The organism is Halobacillus litoralis, assembly GCF_004101865.1.
In the GTDB taxonomy this organism is placed as follows: Bacteria; Bacillota; Bacilli; order Bacillales; family Halobacillaceae; genus Halobacillus; species Halobacillus litoralis_A.
Map to the genome: position 1 here is coordinate 2,016,525 of NZ_CP026118.1, position 16,745 is coordinate 2,033,269.

The following is a 16,745-nucleotide window of genomic DNA, read 5'->3' on the forward strand; positions in this document are numbered from 1 at the left end:
TTTCATCCGAATCAATGAACACAAAAACCCGAACCCCGGTCAGAAGCCAGGGTTCGGGTTTCTTCTATCATTAATCAAGATGTTTATAAATTACTGTGCTGTACACTTGGCCTTTCGCTTTCGGATCAAGAAACACAGCTGCACTATTGACCGCTGCCATCGCCTCATTGAATCCCGAAGCGATCAACATCGTTTTACTAGGGTAAATGGCTGCATCCCCCGCGACAAACATTCCATCAATGTTCGAGCACATGTCTGTTGCAACGGGAATCCTGCCTTTTTCTGTCTCCAACCCCCACTGGTCATACAAGCTTTTCTCAATATTCAAGCCTTCATAAACAAGAATGTGATCAACTTCCAATTCCATTCCATCCTGTAAGACAACGCCGGTAAGTGTGACCCCATCTCCGACGAGTTCCTCAACCGCCTTGTTTTTATGAATATGGACAGAAGATGCTTCCAATTTATCCAAATCCTGTTCATATACAGCTTTGAACTCCTTCCCCCTGTTTATGACATGGACTTCTTCTGCGACTTTTTCCAAAGCTAGAGACCAGTCGATCCCAACACGGTTTTGTGAAATGACGGCAACTTTTTTTCCGGTGTACTGCTTCAAGTTCCGAATTGTGTAGTGAATCTGCTTCCCATCATAATGCTCACGCCCCAATACTTGTATTGGTTCCATTTCAAACGTTCCCAATCCCGAGGCAATGAGAACCGTCTTCGAAAAATGAGCTTCACCATCATCAGCAGTCAAAACAAACGAACCATCATCCAGTTTTTCTATGGACTTGATCTTTTTACCTGTCACCAATTTCGGCTGGACGCTCAATGCTTGTTCTTCAACATTAGCAACCAAGTCCTCCCCTGAGACCCCAGGGAACCCGCCGACATCATAAATCTTTTTCTCAGGGTAGAAAAAGGAGACCTTCCCACCAAAGTCCGGCTGATACTCGATGACCTTTGTTTTCAAATCTCTCATTCCACTATAAAAGGCAGAGTACAAACCTGTCGTTCCCCCACCAATGATGGTCACATCATACATATCCTTCATATTCGTCCTCCCCTTCTATTGGGTTTTCATTAGTAAGTAGATGAAATATGGCGTACTGACGATGGAGACAACAATTCCTACAGGGATCTCAGCAGGTGCAATGATATTCTTCCCGATCGTATCTGCTGCCAATAAAAACAAAGCGCCAGTCAAAGCTGCGACAGGGAGCATCTGCTCATGTCGCGGTCCAATCAACCTCCTCGCGATGTGAGGGGCGACCAGCCCAAGAAAAGCAATGCCGCCACCTGCAGCTACACATAAACCAGCCAAACCGACAGCTAATAGCAAGAGCGTTCGCCGCTCCTTTTCAACAGCAGCACCAAGTCCGATCGACATCTGATCGCCGAGATTCAAAATATTCAGTGTGGATGATTTATAAATGGTATAAAGAATCATCAGAATAATGATCGGGACCACGGCGAACACAAGATTCCAGTTACTCATCCAGATGTCCCCGGCCAGCCAAACGAGAGCTTGATTAAAATCCTGGGGGTTCATTTTGACCTGAAAGATAATCAAGGCAGCACTGAAACCTGCATTGATACCGATCCCCACTAAAATCAACCGAACGGGATTGACACCTTTTTTCCAAGCTAGCACATAAACGAGAATGGCAGCTACGAACGCGCCGAGCAGTGCGAAAACAGGGAGAATATAAAGTCCGAAGCCTGTGACCCTCGCCATCGACTCCTGGAAAAAGAAAATATACAAAATAACTGCAAACCCTGCACCAGTATTAATGCCCAGGATTCCAGGGTCAGCCAGATCATTTTGTGCTACACCTTGAAGGATGGCTCCGGAAACACCCAGACCTGCGCCGATCACTAGAGCGATGATCATTCCTGGGAGACGGAAATCAAACAGAACCAGATTTTGCTTTTCCGTGCCTTGACCAAAAAGTGTCCGCAGTACATCAAGCGGGGCAATCTTTACGACACCCATATTCAGACTCAAGATGAACACGGTAACAAGAAGGATGGTTAAAGCTCCGAGTACAATAGGCAATCTTTTTTGATTCATCATATCCCCCTCCCTTCACCACGAGCTAGATAAAGGAAAAAAGGAACCCCAATACATGCCGTGATCGCTCCTACCGGCGTTTCATAAGGCGCATTCACTAACCGTGCTCCTATATCAGAGATAACGAGCAACAAACTCCCGAACACTGCGGATACAGGGATGATCAAACGGTAATCCGTTCCAACGAAGAATCTGGTTACATGGGGAATGACCAGACCTATAAACCCTACCGTACCTGCCACAGAGACAGCTGCACCCGTCAAAACAAATACAACAATAATGCCCAGAGACTTAGCGACTAAGGTATTTTGCCCGAGCCCCTTAGAGACGTCCTCTCCTAAACTGAGAATCGTAACAGCACGCGAGATGATGAAAGCAAGGGTCAAACCAACAGCTCCTGCAATCAATAAGATTTTCACAGAAACCCAATCGGTCGCTGCCAACCCTCCTGCATACCAAAAGCTCATTTGTTTCGCCACTTGAAAGTGCAGGGATATGGCAGATGACAGAGAACTGAGCATCCCGCCTACCGCTACTCCGGCAAGCGCTAATTTCACGGGGGTCAAACCACCTTTAGAAAATGAACCGACCGCAAAAACAAGAATGACACCTAGCCCCGCACCGATAAATGCAGAAATTGTCATACCGGAATTGCTGATGGTCGGAAAGAAGACAATGGCCACAATCAAAGCGAAGGCCGCTCCATGTGTCACCCCCATGATTGAAGGGGAAGCAAGTGGATTACGGGTCAACCCTTGCATTACCGCTCCTGACACAGCAAGGAAAGCACCGACAAGAGCAGCCCCCAATGCTCGGGGCAGACGCAGTTCCCAAATCACCTGGTGGTTCGTCAGGCTGGAATCAAAAGCGAAAACCGCTTCCCAAACCGTTTGTAATTGAATATCCGTCACCCCTACAGAGATGGATACCCCTAATAAAAAGACCACTAAGAAACTGGCTATGATAAAAATGATCGTCGCTCGCAAATAACGGCTCGTTAAGCCTTCTAGTTGTTGTTTTTCGGAATGGTTTGCATGTTCACTCACAGTCAGCTACCCTCTCTTGATTCTTTTATCTATGTAATCATATAAAATGAGAATCATTATCACTACATCAGTATATCTATATATTCTTCATGATTCAAGATTTTAAATCTTGAAAGCTATTGACACTACTATTGAAAATGATTATCATTATCGTACAAACATCATTTTCTAGGGGGATACTTAAGTGTTAAAACAGCGTTTTTTTGTTATGATCAGCCTTATATTTATACTTACACTGGCCACCGCTTGTAATAGTAGTGGTTCTGAAAATAGTGAAGATAGCGAAGATAGCGCAGGTGAAAATACGGAAGGATCGAGCGAACGCACTTTAGAGCACGCCATGGGTGAAGTGACCATTCCTGCTGAACCTGATCGCATTTTAGCTCCATACTTAGAAGATTCGTTAATCGCCTTAGGAGAGCAGCCTGTCGCTCAATGGTCCATTGGCGATACAGTTCTTGACTATTTACAGCCCCAGCTTGAAGGTGTACCGAAAATCGGCTGGGATTTACCCATAGAACAAACGATAGAACAGAACCCCGAACTGATCATCTTCAGTGCCCCATCCTCTTTACAAAATGGAAGTTATGAAGATTATCAAAGCATTGCTCCTACTTATGTGTATGAAGAGGGGACAAGTGCAGATTGGCGTGAGCAATTGACGCAAATGGGTGAGATTTTGAACAAACAGGAGGAAGCCGAACAAGTTCTTTCTGATTTTGATGAAAAAGTAAAAACTGCTCAATCCAGTTTAAAAGAAAGCATTGGTGATGAATCGGTTGCTTTCATCTGGACAACTGGCGAACAATTCTACGTTTTTGACAATACGCGCTATGGAGCAGAAATCTTATATAATGAAATGGACGTCACCCAACCTGAATTCATTCATAATCTGCCAGAACCCGAAGAACAGTGGAACCCTATTGCCTTGGAGAAACTTGGACAAATGGATGCTGACCATGTTTTCTTAATCGGACTCGAAGGAGAACCCGGCCTTGAAATTTTGAAAAACAGTTCTGTATGGCAAAATACAAAAGCTGCTCAAAATGATCAAGTATATGTGATGAATGAACCGAGCCACTGGACAATCGATGGAGTCATCGCCCACGGAATGACCATCGATAAAGTAGTCGAAACACTAACAAAATAGTTGATTTGTAAAGAAACGCGCAGACTTTTGTAAAGTCTGCGCGTTTCTTATTGTATTTTTTTCATCGATATCGTATATTGATATCGAAGTTCGATAATGGAGGTGGACATTCATGTTAAGAGATTTCTTCTTAGGTTCTATCAAAATACACATCCTTTATCATGCAAGTGTAGAGCCTATTTATGGTGCCTATTTAATAGAGGAATTGGCTTCTCACGGCTATGATATCAGTCCCGGCACATTATATCCCACGTTAAGACAGCTGCACTCTACTGGACTCCTTGAGAAATTCGAAGAAAACGTTGATGGTAAAGTACGAAAATACTACACCATCACCCCCAAAGGAAAACAGGTACTAAAAGAAGGAAAACACCAAGTCCGTGAATTGGCAGAAGAAGTTCTCGGAAAAGATTGGAGGAATATCGATCATGAGCAAACCTGAAGGTTCTTTATTAGAAATTTTCAAAGCCTCTACTAAACTCGGATTCACCTCTTTCGGTGGCCCTGTTGCCCACCTGGCTTATTTCAAAGAAGAATACATCGATCGCAAGAAATGGCTCGACGACAAAATGTATGCAGACATCATCGCTCTATGCCAGTTTCTCCCCGGCCCTGCCAGCAGCCAAGTGGGAATCGCCATCGGTATGTTGCGTGGAGGTTTATTAGGGGGAATCGTTTCCTGGATCGGCTTTACGGTCCCATCCATCCTCGTTTTAGTGATATTCGCGTTGTTGTATCAGTCATACGATCTCGGTGATGCAACTTTCATCCATAGCTTGAAGGTTGTCGCAGCAGCTGTCGTCCTTCACGCATTGATTGGTTTAGGAAAGAAGTTGACTCCTGACAAACCGCGGATTGCCATCGCCATGGTCTCTGCATTGATATTATTACTTTACCCCTCTGCATGGATGCAAATCTTAATCATATTCGCGTGCGGGTTGTTTGGATGGAAGATGTTTTCCAGCCAAGCAGAATCGAAAATCCACCCCTTCCCGGTAACGTTTTCAAAAAAGTCCGGTCTCGCGTCACTCAGTATATTGGTTACGTTACTTATTGTGCTTCCGTTGATCGCAAAAAACACGGACAACATCCTTATTCAGTTATTTGACACCTTCTTCCGTGTTGGTTCCCTCGTATTCGGAGGTGGACATGTCGTTTTGCCAATGCTTGAACGTGAAGTCGTACCTACAGGGTGGCTGACGGCTAACGAATTTCTTGGTGGATACGGAATGGCCCAAGCGGTACCAGGACCTTTATTCACATTTTCCAGTTATCTAGGGACGATGATTGAAGGGTTTGCCGGTGCAGTGGTCGCCACCGCTGGAATTTTCCTACCCTCCTTTTTATTTTTGATAGCGGCTTTACCTTTCTTAAATGAACTGAGAAAGCGTCCGGCTTTTCAAGGTGTGCTTACAGGCGTAAATGCCAGTGTCGTCGGTATCCTGCTTGCTGCTTTCTACGACCCTGTCATAACGAGCTCGATTTTGGAACCAGCAGATTTCGCACTCGCTGCTGTCCTCTTCGCACTTTTACATTTTTTCAAAATCCCTGCATGGGCCACCGTATTGGTTGGTGTGGCAGCAGGTTCACTTCTTAATATCATGTAGAAATATGGAACAAAAGTGATTCTTTTGTTCCATATTTCATTTTTTATAATAAAAAATTCAGTTCTTTTGCAGGAAGTTCATAATAATAGTCGAACACTATCAAAATATGACATCTGTGGGGGTTTTACAATGGCTGAAGAACAAACCAGATATTCTCGTCTCGCGCAAATAACAAAGCTGATCAACACAAAGCTTGATTTACGCGAAGTATTAGAACACGTCGTAACAGCCATATCAGAAGAAATCGTGAGATGTGACTCCGTGGGCATTTATTTGCCCCGTGAAGATGGCACGTATCAAGGGTATGTTGGTAAACCCGCCCTCATTAATGGAATGTCCCTCGACATGCACATCGTCAATCCTCAATTCGATCTTTTAGCTAAAGAAGTCATCGAAACAGGAAAAGCGATTTACATTCCGGATACATCCAAAGATGACCGGCCTGACCAAAGAGCTGTTCAAGCATTCAAAATAAATTCCCTGCTGGTCGCACCTATTTCTTATGGGGACGAGCTATATGGGCTTGTATTTTTATTTGATTATGGGGCTCCCATGAATTTGACCACCTCTGAAATAGAGTCTGTCAAAGCTTATGTAAATATGGCTGCAGTGGCGATAAGAAACGCGAACAACCTTACGAGGAAGGAAAAGTTGATTTCCGAAAAGCAATTATTACTGAATGTCACACGTGATTTGTCTCTCTGCTCTTCTCTCCAGGAAGCCCTGGACAAATGTTTTTACTATTTAGGAAAAGTCCTCGACAATCCTGACATCGGCGCCCACTTCATCGACCCTGTTTTGACACACAACCTCACACCCGCCAGTCTCAGTAAGGAAAGCGGCTGGTCAGAAGAGGAATGGAAAGAGACACACCAGCGTGTAAAATTCAAATATGAAGAAGACCTTGTTTTCCAGGAAGTCATTGAAACGAAACAATCGATTATGATCCCTGATGTGTATAAGGATCCCCGACCGAATCACGAGATTTGTAAAGATTTTGGTATCCAGGGACTATACATGATCCCTCTCGTGTCTATCGGCAAGGTTCTTGGCGCTGTGGCGATCGTCAACCTGAATAATACCGATCATGTCTACCCCGATTCAAGTCGTCAGCTTGCTGAGTCCATCGTAGATACGACGGCCCCTGTCCTTTTCAACCTTCTTTATATGGAGAAACAAGAAATGATCATCCAAGAACGCACTTCAGAAATCACTCATAAAAATACAGAACTTGAGAATGCGATCGCTGACCTTAAACAACTCAGTCGTGAAAAGGCACTCATCTTGAATTCTGCAGGTGAAGGTATTTTCGGAATCGACCTGGATGGAGAAATCACTTTCGCCAACCCTTCGGCTACCGGCTTGCTTGGCTATGATAATGAAAAAGAAATCATCGGCTGCTCCTACAAGCAAATTTTCAACTGGGAGGACCTGGTTACAGATGAGGATACGTTTATTAAATCCTTTGAACACGTGCAGCATTTTGATGGTAGTGACCATTTCTTCTCCACCAAAGAGGGGGGCTCCTTCCCGGTGGAATATGTCATTACCCCTCAAAAAGAAGATAACTTCACCGTCGGTTATGTGGTTACATTCAAGGATGTGACTTCGCGTAAGCAAATGGAGGAAAAGATTAAATACCACGCCTATTACGACAGTGTCACTAACATTCCGAACCGTGTTTTATTCCAGGATCGTCTAAACCAAGCGTTGAGGTATGCAGAACTGAATCAAAAGCCTGTCGCGATTATGTTCCTGGACCTTGACCGTTTTAAAAAAATCAATGATACATTCGGCCATAGCTTCGGAGATAAAGTATTAAAGATGGTCGCTGAACGCTTGCAACAAGCCATTCCGAAAGAGGCGACTGTATCCAGGCAAGGAGGCGATGAATTCATCATCCTTCTTCCTACTATTCAGCGTAAAGAGCATGCCGTGAACTGCGCGCAGCGTATTTTGCACACTTTTGATGAGCCTTTTACAGTAATGAATCAAGAAGTCGCGATTAAAACATCTATCGGAATCAGCTTATACCCTGAAAATGGAGAAAGTGCCGAAACATTGATCAAGCATGCAGATGTGGCCATGTACAAAGCCAAAGAAATGTCAGGTAACCAGTTTCAACTCTTTTTCCCTGACATTGAAAATAGAGCGGTAGAGCAAATACAGCTGGAAAATGATCTTTTTAAAGCTTTGCAGCACGACTGGGAATTCGAACTTTATTACCAGCCAAAATTTAATGTCCGAACCAATGAATTGATTGGTATGGAATCTTTGATTCGCTGGAATCATCCTCAGCTTGGGACACTTTCCCCCGCTCATTTCATCCCTTTGGCTGAAGAAACCGGATTGATCATCCCACTCGGTGAATGGGTCATCCGCAAAGCATGCTTACAAATGAAGAAATGGTATGAGGATGGGCATAAGAACTTGGTCATCTCCGCTAATTTATCTCCACATCAGTTTAGTCAAAAGAACCTTGTGCCAATGGTCAAAGAAATATTAATAGAAACCGGTCTGCCTCCTTTTCTTCTGGAATTGGAACTGACTGAGAACCTGATCATCCATAACACTGAACAAACATTGAAAACAATCGGGGAGTTGAAGGAATTGGGCGTCCAGATTTCCATAGATGATTTCGGGACTGGGTATTCTTCTTTAGGGTATTTAAAAGACTTCCCTGTAGATACGCTTAAGATCGATAAATCTTTCATCGATGACATCACGACCAATTCCAACAACGCGGCTATTACAAAGACGATCATCACCTTAGCGGATAGCTTACACTTGAATGTGATCGCAGAAGGAGTGGAGGAAGAAGAACAAGCGAAGTTTCTCGCTGATCATGGTTGTCATTGGATCCAAGGCTTTTATTATAGCCGGCCACTTCAGTCCAAGGCATTTGAACATCATTTTTTAAAAAAATTCACTCAAAGGGGCTATTAAAATGAAATCTGTTCGAGCTGTGTTGGACTATCTTGTTTCCGGGGATGTGTCCTATATTTTTGGGATTCCTGCCGGGTCTGTGAATGCTTTCTTCGATGAACTCTATGATACACCATCCATCACGCCAGTCATCTGCAAACACGAAGGTGCGGCTTCTTATATGGCTGCTTCCTATGCTAAATACTCAAATTCGCTGGGGGTTTGTATTGGAAGTAGCGGTCCAGGGGCCACGAACTTAATAACAGGAGCCGCTAACGCCATGCGTGAACACCTTCCTGTGCTGTTCTTAACGGGATCTGTGCCGGTAAATACAGTCGGCTTGAACGCCTCTCAAGAATTGCATGCAGACCCACTCTATCAATCTGTCACCAAATATAGCCAGAGGGTCGACCACGCAGAAGATTTACTTACTGAGGTCCATAAAGCTGTTGAAATTGCCCTGACTGGAGTACCCGGTCCAGTCCATATTGCTATGCCGATCGACGTCCAGCTCCAAGACATTTCAGCACCTCCATTCCCCACGTTCCCTGAACGTGCCCCCTTGATTCCGAATGAGGAAGACATATTGGAAGCAGCGGAAAAGCTTGCCCGTTCAGAAAGCGGATATATTTTTGTCGGGCAAGGTACAAGAGGGTCCGTAGAAAGTGTCCTTGAATTAGCGGAAATGTTGAACTGGCCAATCGTAACCACACCACAGGCAAAAGGCTTCATTCCTGATACACATCCATTACTACGAGGGGTCTTCGGCTTTGCTGGACATGAAACAGCCTCTGCATTAATTAATGAGGAAGAAGCAGAAACTGTGCTCATCCTGGGTTCCAGTCTTGGTGAAACAGCCACCAACAACTGGAACCCGAATATTACGAAAAATAAAGAAGTCATCCAGGTCGATTATGATGCCGCCGTTTTCAATCGTAAATACCCTGTAGACCTTGCTGTACATGGAGATATGAATGTTACGATCCCCTGTTTGATCAAAAGTTTGAACAGCATGGGACTAAACCGGCTGTCCCTCCCTTCTCTCGAACGTATTACGCAGGTATTAACAGAAGAGTACAACACCCACAACGTGCTGCTCGCTCTTCAGGAGAACCTCCCGAAAGAAACAAGATTCACCATTGATATCGGGGAGTTCATGGCTTATGTTATTAACCATATGGCTGTCCAAACATCTGACTCTTTTGATATCAACGTCCACTTCGGAGCAATGGGAAGCGGAATCGCCAGCAGCATCGGCGCCAAACTCGCCGATCCTGAACGTCCAACTGTCAGCATAACGGGGGATGGCTGCTTTTTCATGCACGGTATGGAACTTCTGACTGCAAAAGAATATGATATTCCTGTACTGTTTGTCGTCATGAATAACGCCCGTCTTGGAATGGTCCATCATGGCCATTCTCTCCAATATGACCGTGCTCATGAACGCTTCGCTCAAGAAAGTGTCGACATTTCACAAATGGCAGCAACACTAGGGGTGCCTAATGTGCGTATAAATTCCCTTGAAGACATCAACGATGAAAACCTTTCCGCTGTGCTTACTTCTGCCGGTCCAGCTGTCCTGGAAGTTGCCCTCGTTGATGAGAACATCCCGCCTATGGGCGATCGAGTCAAATTTTTATCTTCATTCGGAAAGTAAATGTGACTAATTGTTTAAACTTCCTTAAAAAGATTGATTCTTTTTCACCCCCTCTTTATGATAGAACTATTAAATCATAAAGGGTGTTTTATTATGAAAATAAGTTGGCTGCTTATCATCAGTCTCGTTCTTGGCAGCGTCTTGGCGGGCTGCTCCTCTCCTCAGGAAGAAGGAGGCCAACAGGACAGCGAAGAATCCCAAACTGAACACGTACATGGCGATATACGGGAAGAGACGGCTTCTCAAGACACATTACCAGCTTTCATGGAAGAAAAACCGGAAGAAATGCAGACACTTTATAAGGCTGTAGCCCAAAATAAAGACTTGTTAGAAAATATCCCTTGTTACTGTGGGTGCGGAGAGAGCGTGGGCCACCGCGATAACTATGATTGCTTTGTCCACGAGAACAAAAAAGATGGAAGCATCGTATGGGATGATCATGGAACGAAATGTGGCGTATGCCTGGAAATTGCTGCCCAATCCATCATTGATTATCAAGAAGGAAAATCCATAGAGCAGATTCGCAGTGATATCGATTCATCTTATGAAAATGGCTATGGTGAACCTACTCCCACTCCAGCTCTATAAACCCATAGAAAAGCAGGACTCATCATCTGAGAGTCCTGCTTTTTTATTACGCTGTATAATAGTGCATCATTTCTTTATTGAATTTCCCCTTCATTACCTGCCTGGCACGGTGAAGTCTTGATTTAACAGCGGAGGGGAAATATTCAGTTCCAGGGCAATTTCTTTTTCCTGCATCTCTCTAATGTAGCTCAATTGAAAGACAGCTCGGAGTTTGGGAGTTAAAGTAATGATTCGCTTTTTGACGTTTTCTTGTAAGTGATGATACTCACAAATCTGTTCTACGTCTGAAGACATATCGTCCCCTTTTGGCACAGGAAGCGGAAGCTCCTCTATAGGCAGAATCACCATCTTCTTCTCTTTCCTCAATAAGTCGATCGCTTTCCGGTGAGCAATCGTAGACAACCACGCCCCGACCTTCCCCACCTCCTGCACTTCATCAAGCTTGTCATAGGCTTTGATGAATGTTTCCTGCAGAATGTCTTCAGCAGAGCAATGGTTCTTGGTCACCTTCAAAGCTGTGTAATAAACACGTTGATAATACTGTTCGTACATATTACAAAAGTCCATGACTCATCCTCTTTCCCTTTATTCGAAATGTTCCTTGATAAAATCAGGGGCTTCTCCTGCATCGATACTCAAGATTTGGTAATTGTCAGGATTATTTTCATCGAAGAAAAGGGCGATAATATATTCGCCTTCCTGTTGGCCATCTCTACCCTTCAAGAGTTCTTCCACCTTAGTACTATCTGTTACAGTAAGAGGCTCTACTCCTTCACCCTTCAATTGGTTATAAGCAAAATGTGCACCATTATGGCGGTACTGTATACCCATTTGCCAAGGATAAACTTCTGCAACTTCTACATCATCCGCATGCACCATGAGATCTTCATAAAGCCCTTCACTTTTCAACCAATCCATTGTACGTGTATAGCTTGGATAGATCGAAATGCTTGGATATCCTTCATTCGCTTCGTGACCTTCTACCATGAATGCAACATTTGTATCCAGTCCTCTCGGTGCCACCATTTGGTCATAGGAAAGGTTATACAAATCTGCTTTCAATACTTCTATAAAAGAACTGATTTTTTCTGAATCCAGCACCGTTTGCTCCTGGCCATGATTTATTCTCGGGTGCATCATCACCTTTTGGATCTTTGCCGGATCCAGATTCATTGTTTGGTAGCGAATGTTTTTGTATTCATCCATTTCATAAACCTTTTTAAGAGATTCCGTAACCTTTTCCCGATCCACTTGATACCTTCGCAGCACTTCTTTGCCATTGTCTAATTGATAGGCAATGAAAAAAGAAGCCCCGTTAGAATCAAGCGAAGATGAGTTTTCAATCAACTCGCCATGTAAGCTGCGTACCGCATCAATAGCTTCGGAGGAAGTAATGAATGAAAGGTCTTCCCCTCCACTCTCTTCTCCCGATTCATACTGATAATAACCATTTCCTACATAGACTTGTTTAATTTCACTTTGCGCTGGAATGTAAGCTTCATAGTTTTGCCAGAATAATGGTAGAATCGCAATTAAAATGCCTGCACCCAGACCATAGACGATCCAACCCTTCAAGTGTCTCCAATTGAATACACGCCATGTTTTTTCCAATAGCATGACAGCGATCAAGTAACCGAAGGCACCTCCAATAACATATCCTGCAATCATCCAATCATGAGAATGCTGGGTACTTCCGAAATACATGCCCCAAAATAAAGCGAAGCAAAAGGTTACACCATATTTGAAGAAAGGTTGTAAAGCAGTAACCGCAATCGCCTTTGATGCTGCTTCCAGTGGTCGTTTATTATATAAAACGAAAGAAGCGGCATATAAAACTCCAGCTACTATTCCATAAATAATCAAAGTAGTCGGCTCAACAGGAGCCTCGATGTATTGGCCAAGCTCCCCTCCGCGTGGATATTCCACTACATTAATAAGCGGAGAATATTTCTCAAGGAAACGATTCAGCACAACATCACCAGAAAAGCCATTGATATAAGAACTGATATGGAAAGCAACCAGTACATAGATACCTGCCGGGAACAGCAGAAATATATATGTCAGGAGGCCCTGTACGGCTGACAATCCAGTTAACGTACCAATGAATACACTGGACATGAAAATGAGAATGGTGATAAAGCTCATCAACCACAACCAATAGCTTAAATCTATGATTGAATAATAACCAGATACGTCCATGGTTATTGCAGAAATTAGTAAGATCAAATAATTCAATAGAAGGGGCACCAAAAGCAGTATCAAACCAGCAATGATATGGTGATTGAATAAATTCCCTCTTTTTAATGGAAAGCTGTGGGCAAAATCAGAAGCTCCTCTTACATGCAAATAGCGGAATATGAAGATTGCCATTAACACAGGCAAAAGAAACAGGAATATAATTTGCATATCAAAACCGAATATCCCACCGAACGAGCCTCTATTGGAATTAGTCAACTGTGGTTCCATCCGGCTTAAATCCATAAATAGCTGCAAGGGGGCTAAGAAAAAGATGCCAAGGAAGTAAACGATTCCGACCCAGCCGACATTCCTGAAATCCTGCTTGATGATTTCTTTATTAAACGAGGATGTTTTCGAACGCATAGCCGGCACCTCCCATCTCATAGATGAATATTTCTTCTAACGTCAGTGGAAGGCGATCGTAGACAAGCGGTCTATAGCTATCCACCACTTCTGAAACATCCCCTTCCTTCCCTCTTACAATCAATAAATGAACACTTCCGCGTTTTTCCTGATGAAGGATATCCAACTCACTGTTTTCCACATCGAAAGAGTCCTCTTTGAATGCGACTTGAATTTTGTGAACGTCAGCTTTCAAGTCATCCAAATCCCTTTCCAAAAGAACCTCTCCTTTATGCAGAATACCAACGTGATCACATATGTCTTCAACTTCTCTCAAGTTATGTGATGAAATCAGGACCGTCATTTCATGATCAGCTACATCCTGGATGATCAAACTTCTTACTTTCTGCCTCATGACAGCATCCAGCCCGTCAAACGGTTCATCCAGAATGAGAACATCCGGCATCGCTGACATGGCTAACCAAAAGGCAACCTGCCGCTGCATCCCTTTGGAAAACTGATTAATCTTCTTCTTCTCGTCCAACTGGAAAACGCCTTTTAATTTCTCATAACGTTCTTCATTCCAGTTGTCATACATTTCACGGTAATAATTTGCCATCTGCCTGGTTGTATATTGCGGAAGAAAGTATAGGGTGTCAGGCAGAAAAACAACTTTTTGCTTCACTGACTCATTTTCAAATATCGGTTCTTCTAAAACGCGCACCTGACCATCATTCTCTTGCAATATTCCTGCCAGTATACGCATCAATGTGGTTTTCCCCGCTCCGTTCGATCCTAGCAAACCATAGATCGAACCCTTTTGGACCGTAAAGGTAACATCTTTCAAAATCACCGTCTTATCAAAAGATTTGTGAACACCACTCACCTCAATCATCCACCTTACCTCCTTCGACTTCATGGAGAAGAGCAGCGATCTCTTCTGAAGACATCCCAAGATAAATGGCTTCTGCAAATAGTTTCTTCAACTCTTCTCTCACTTTTTTCAACTCCTCTTGATTATCCACCTTACTTGAAGGATGGACGAAGCTTCCCTTTCCCTTCAATGAATAGATATATCCTAGTGATTCTAATTCCCGGTACGCTTTTTGGATCGTATTCGGGTTAATGGTCAACTGTTGGGCCAGTTCTCTGACGGAAGGCAGTTTTTCGTCTTCCTTCAGGACATCATTGATGATCAGTTGCTTCAGCTTTTCAACCAATTGTTCGTAGATTGGCATTCGGCTCCTGATGTCCAACTCAAACATTCATCCACCTCCAAAGGTGTAGTCATCTGTATTAACTGTATTATTACTACTAATACAGTATTATATAGGAGTACTTTGCATTTGAGAAGACCTTTTTTATTTTTTTCCAATAGACTAATCTTCCGAGTTCATGAATGAAGGCCGTTTTGAATACCTATAGAGAGGATGATTCATAATTCGAGAGGGGATGAAAAGATGAAGCATTACAAAGATGGAGCGACATTCGAGCACCTCTTCTGGTTGCAAATTTTAGGTGATCATGCGCGATTCATTCGTGATTCTCTCTATCCTTCAGAGGTAGAAACGATAAAAAAAGCAAAAGAATACGTAACCTTGTGGGACCGAAATCTTCAGAAAGTAAGAGAGGGAAACATTCAGGACATGATCACCTTTTCCAAATCGGTAGGAGAAAAAGCCCGAGAATTCCACCGGTTTAAGCTGGATTTAATTGAAAGGTCTTTGTTCGGTAAGGTAAAAATCCACCTGAGTCCAACCTTCATGAACCATATGGTGAATGAACTAGAAGAATATCTGGTCGTGCTGGGCTTCTTAGGAAAAGGTGATCTTCCCCCACTCTTTCACGAACTCCATCATCACATGCTCTGGTTGATGGATGCATCCGGTCATGCAGGGGCTATTCATGATGAACTGGATGCAGTTGAAAAAAGGCTGAAAGAAAAAAGCCACTTATTTGTGAAACATTTCGATCAGTTCTACATAAAGGCCGTCGAAATGAAAGGGTATCTCAGAACGAATCGGCATTCCTTCCCTGCTCTCAACCGTTTCAATGATGAAGTTGAATTAGAGATGAAAATTTTTAAGACCTTTTTGGAAGAATTGGAAGAGATGGAGTTGAGCGAAACGGTCCTTGGTACGTTTTCTGCTCTTATGGCGGACCACATGGCCCGAGAGGAATGTTACTATTTATACAAATTGGCAGAAACCACGAACGGCGAATATCCGGAATGCGATCCTACCCAGCCCCGTATCGAATGAAAAATAGTCCGATAATAAAGTCATTCCACAAACGTGCAGTTATCTGTAAGACGACTTGATTCCGAGATGTTTGTAGGAATTTAGGGGCGCCGGGGAAGGAGTCGTCCAGTTTCCATTGCCCAGACACTCGCGTCATAAGCAGAACATCAAAGGAATGAAAAAGCCGTGGGGCTCATTGTGGGCCACACGGCTTTCTGTCATTTCGGTAAATCTTCATTAGGGAGTGAGTAAAAGTCACGGATATAACTGTAATCCCCCGCCATTCTTCCTACCGGCTTCAACTGGTGTGGATCGACCTTATCGTTTTCTTGATAGAAATCTTCTTGAAGGTGATAGCCTATCACCCTCCCTAAAACAAGGTGATTCGATCCAAGTGGCAGGATTCGATCAATCTCACACTCCATATGAACCGGAGAGGCTTTCACACGCGGTGCCTCAACATAAACGCTATCCTCCACTTCTGTTCCTGCCATTTCAAATTCATCGATTTCAGGAGCGTGCCCTTTGCTGCTTTCATGCATTTGATTCGCCAAAGACTCTGAAACGATATTGATTACGAACTGCCCTGTTTCTCTGATGTTCGCAAGTGTATCCTTTTCCCGTTCATCCCCTCCTACTGAGAAACAAAGGGTAATGGGATCCATCGATGCGACCGTAAAAAAACTGAAGGGCGCTAGATTCCGGGTTCCGCTCTTACTAATTGTTGAGACCCATGCAATGGGACGAGGGACGACAGCCCCTTTAATCAACTTGCTCATACTATGCTTGCTAAATTCTGTTTCATGAATCATCATCTTCGAACTTCCTCCTCTCGACATTCTTACTATGAATGATACGCGAACCAACCTTCTTCTACA

Annotated in this window: 15 protein-coding genes; 7 read left to right on the forward strand and 8 right to left on the reverse strand. The window is 43.6% G+C overall.

Annotated features, from left to right (window positions below; genetic code table 11):
* Positions 1-70: 70 nt before the first annotated feature.
* Genes HLI_RS10065 through HLI_RS10075 form a run of 3 tightly spaced genes read right to left on the reverse strand, consistent with a single transcriptional unit; the run spans position 71 to position 3,120 of the window.
* Entirely contained in the window at positions 71-1,054 is a 984-nt protein-coding gene (locus HLI_RS10065) for an NAD(P)/FAD-dependent oxidoreductase (RefSeq protein ID WP_128524860.1), read from the reverse strand.
* 15 nt (positions 1,055-1,069) lie between these two features.
* Positions 1,070-2,074 carry a FecCD family ABC transporter permease gene (locus HLI_RS10070; protein ID WP_128524861.1) on the reverse strand — a complete coding sequence of 335 codons (1,005 nt, stop codon included), beginning with the start codon at positions 2,072-2,074 and terminating at the stop codon, positions 1,070-1,072.
* Positions 2,074-3,120 carry a FecCD family ABC transporter permease gene (locus HLI_RS10075; protein ID WP_128524862.1) on the reverse strand — a complete coding sequence of 349 codons (1,047 nt, stop codon included), beginning with the start codon at positions 3,118-3,120 and terminating at the stop codon, positions 2,074-2,076. Before HLI_RS10075 ends, HLI_RS10070 begins: the two co-directional genes overlap by 1 nt.
* Positions 3,121-3,304: 184 nt before the next feature.
* Between HLI_RS10075 and HLI_RS10080 the strand changes: the two genes are divergently transcribed.
* The 6 genes from HLI_RS10080 to HLI_RS10105 all read left to right on the forward strand — a co-directional run bounded on the left by HLI_RS10080 (position 3,305) and on the right by HLI_RS10105 (position 11,047).
* Positions 3,305-4,270 carry an ABC transporter substrate-binding protein gene (locus HLI_RS10080; RefSeq protein WP_241655977.1) on the forward strand — a complete coding sequence of 322 codons (966 nt, stop codon included), beginning with the start codon at positions 3,305-3,307 and terminating at the stop codon, positions 4,268-4,270.
* Positions 4,271-4,382: 112 nt separating this feature from the next.
* On the forward strand, positions 4,383-4,712 hold the full coding sequence (locus HLI_RS10085) for a PadR family transcriptional regulator (protein ID WP_128524863.1): 330 nt from the start codon (positions 4,383-4,385) through the stop codon (positions 4,710-4,712).
* Positions 4,699-5,877, forward strand: coding sequence for a chromate efflux transporter (chrA, locus tag HLI_RS10090; protein ID WP_128524864.1), 1,179 nt, complete (start codon positions 4,699-4,701; stop codon positions 5,875-5,877). The genes HLI_RS10085 and chrA overlap by 14 nt, the downstream gene beginning before the upstream one ends.
* Before the next feature lie 129 nt (positions 5,878-6,006).
* A complete protein-coding gene (locus HLI_RS10095) occupies positions 6,007-8,823 on the forward strand; it encodes a bifunctional diguanylate cyclase/phosphodiesterase (protein WP_128524865.1) in 2,817 nt (938 codons plus the stop codon).
* Position 8,824: 1 nt separating this feature from the next.
* Positions 8,825-10,459, forward strand: a complete 1,635-nt coding sequence (locus tag HLI_RS10100) for a thiamine pyrophosphate-binding protein (RefSeq protein WP_128524866.1) — start codon at positions 8,825-8,827, stop codon at positions 10,457-10,459.
* A 93-nt stretch (positions 10,460-10,552) separates the two neighbouring features.
* A complete protein-coding gene (locus HLI_RS10105) occupies positions 10,553-11,047 on the forward strand; it encodes a PCYCGC motif-containing (lipo)protein (protein WP_206659649.1) in 495 nt (164 codons plus the stop codon).
* A 93-nt stretch (positions 11,048-11,140) separates the two neighbouring features.
* Here HLI_RS10105 and HLI_RS10110 read toward each other — a convergent pair whose 3' ends face one another.
* From HLI_RS10110 to HLI_RS10125, 4 genes are read right to left on the reverse strand one after another with little or no spacing between them, the layout of a single operon-like run.
* The gene (locus HLI_RS10110) at positions 11,141-11,614 is read right to left on the reverse strand and encodes an RNA polymerase sigma factor (RefSeq protein ID WP_128524867.1); all 474 of its coding nucleotides are present in this window, start codon (positions 11,612-11,614) and stop codon (positions 11,141-11,143) included.
* Positions 11,615-11,632: 18 nt separating this feature from the next.
* On the reverse strand, positions 11,633-13,648 hold the full coding sequence (locus HLI_RS10115) for a DUF6449 domain-containing protein (RefSeq protein WP_128524868.1): 2,016 nt from the start codon (positions 13,646-13,648) through the stop codon (positions 11,633-11,635).
* The gene (locus HLI_RS10120; protein ID WP_128524869.1) at positions 13,623-14,522 is read right to left on the reverse strand and encodes an ABC transporter ATP-binding protein; all 900 of its coding nucleotides are present in this window, start codon (positions 14,520-14,522) and stop codon (positions 13,623-13,625) included. Before HLI_RS10120 ends, HLI_RS10115 begins: the two co-directional genes overlap by 26 nt.
* On the reverse strand, positions 14,515-14,892 hold the full coding sequence (locus HLI_RS10125) for a GntR family transcriptional regulator (protein ID WP_128524870.1): 378 nt from the start codon (positions 14,890-14,892) through the stop codon (positions 14,515-14,517). Before HLI_RS10125 ends, HLI_RS10120 begins: the two co-directional genes overlap by 8 nt.
* Before the next feature lie 195 nt (positions 14,893-15,087).
* On the opposite strand from HLI_RS10125, the gene HLI_RS10130 reads away from it, so the two are divergent.
* On the forward strand, positions 15,088-15,888 hold the full coding sequence (locus tag HLI_RS10130) for a DUF2935 domain-containing protein (protein WP_128524871.1): 801 nt from the start codon (positions 15,088-15,090) through the stop codon (positions 15,886-15,888).
* Positions 15,889-16,085: 197 nt separating this feature from the next.
* Here HLI_RS10130 and HLI_RS10135 read toward each other — a convergent pair whose 3' ends face one another.
* Entirely contained in the window at positions 16,086-16,682 is a 597-nt protein-coding gene (locus tag HLI_RS10135) for a flavin reductase family protein (protein WP_128524872.1), read from the reverse strand.
* Between the last annotated feature and the right edge of the window lie 63 nt (positions 16,683-16,745).

What these genes read in the sequence shown, in the direction of transcription:
- HLI_RS10065 (WP_128524860.1), bottom strand. Translation starts at nt 1,054, where the DNA reads ATGAAGGATATGTATGATGTGACCATCATTGGTGGGGGAACGACAGGT.
- HLI_RS10070 (WP_128524861.1), bottom strand. Translation starts at nt 2,074, where the DNA reads ATGAATCAAAAAAGATTGCCTATTGTACTCGGAGCTTTAACCATCCTT.
- HLI_RS10085 (WP_128524863.1), top strand. Translation starts at nt 4,383, where the DNA reads ATGTTAAGAGATTTCTTCTTAGGTTCTATCAAAATACACATCCTTTAT.
- chrA (WP_128524864.1), top strand. Translation starts at nt 4,699, where the DNA reads ATGAGCAAACCTGAAGGTTCTTTATTAGAAATTTTCAAAGCCTCTACT.
- HLI_RS10095 (WP_128524865.1), top strand. Translation starts at nt 6,007, where the DNA reads ATGGCTGAAGAACAAACCAGATATTCTCGTCTCGCGCAAATAACAAAG.
- HLI_RS10100 (WP_128524866.1), top strand. Translation starts at nt 8,825, where the DNA reads ATGAAATCTGTTCGAGCTGTGTTGGACTATCTTGTTTCCGGGGATGTG.
- HLI_RS10105 (WP_206659649.1), top strand. Translation starts at nt 10,553, where the DNA reads ATGAAAATAAGTTGGCTGCTTATCATCAGTCTCGTTCTTGGCAGCGTC.
- HLI_RS10110 (WP_128524867.1), bottom strand. Translation starts at nt 11,614, where the DNA reads ATGGACTTTTGTAATATGTACGAACAGTATTATCAACGTGTTTATTAC.
- HLI_RS10115 (WP_128524868.1), bottom strand. Translation starts at nt 13,648, where the DNA reads ATGCGTTCGAAAACATCCTCGTTTAATAAAGAAATCATCAAGCAGGAT.
- HLI_RS10120 (WP_128524869.1), bottom strand. Translation starts at nt 14,522, where the DNA reads ATGATTGAGGTGAGTGGTGTTCACAAATCTTTTGATAAGACGGTGATT.
- HLI_RS10125 (WP_128524870.1), bottom strand. Translation starts at nt 14,892, where the DNA reads ATGTTTGAGTTGGACATCAGGAGCCGAATGCCAATCTACGAACAATTG.
- HLI_RS10130 (WP_128524871.1), top strand. Translation starts at nt 15,088, where the DNA reads ATGAAGCATTACAAAGATGGAGCGACATTCGAGCACCTCTTCTGGTTG.
- HLI_RS10135 (WP_128524872.1), bottom strand. Translation starts at nt 16,682, where the DNA reads ATGATGATTCATGAAACAGAATTTAGCAAGCATAGTATGAGCAAGTTG.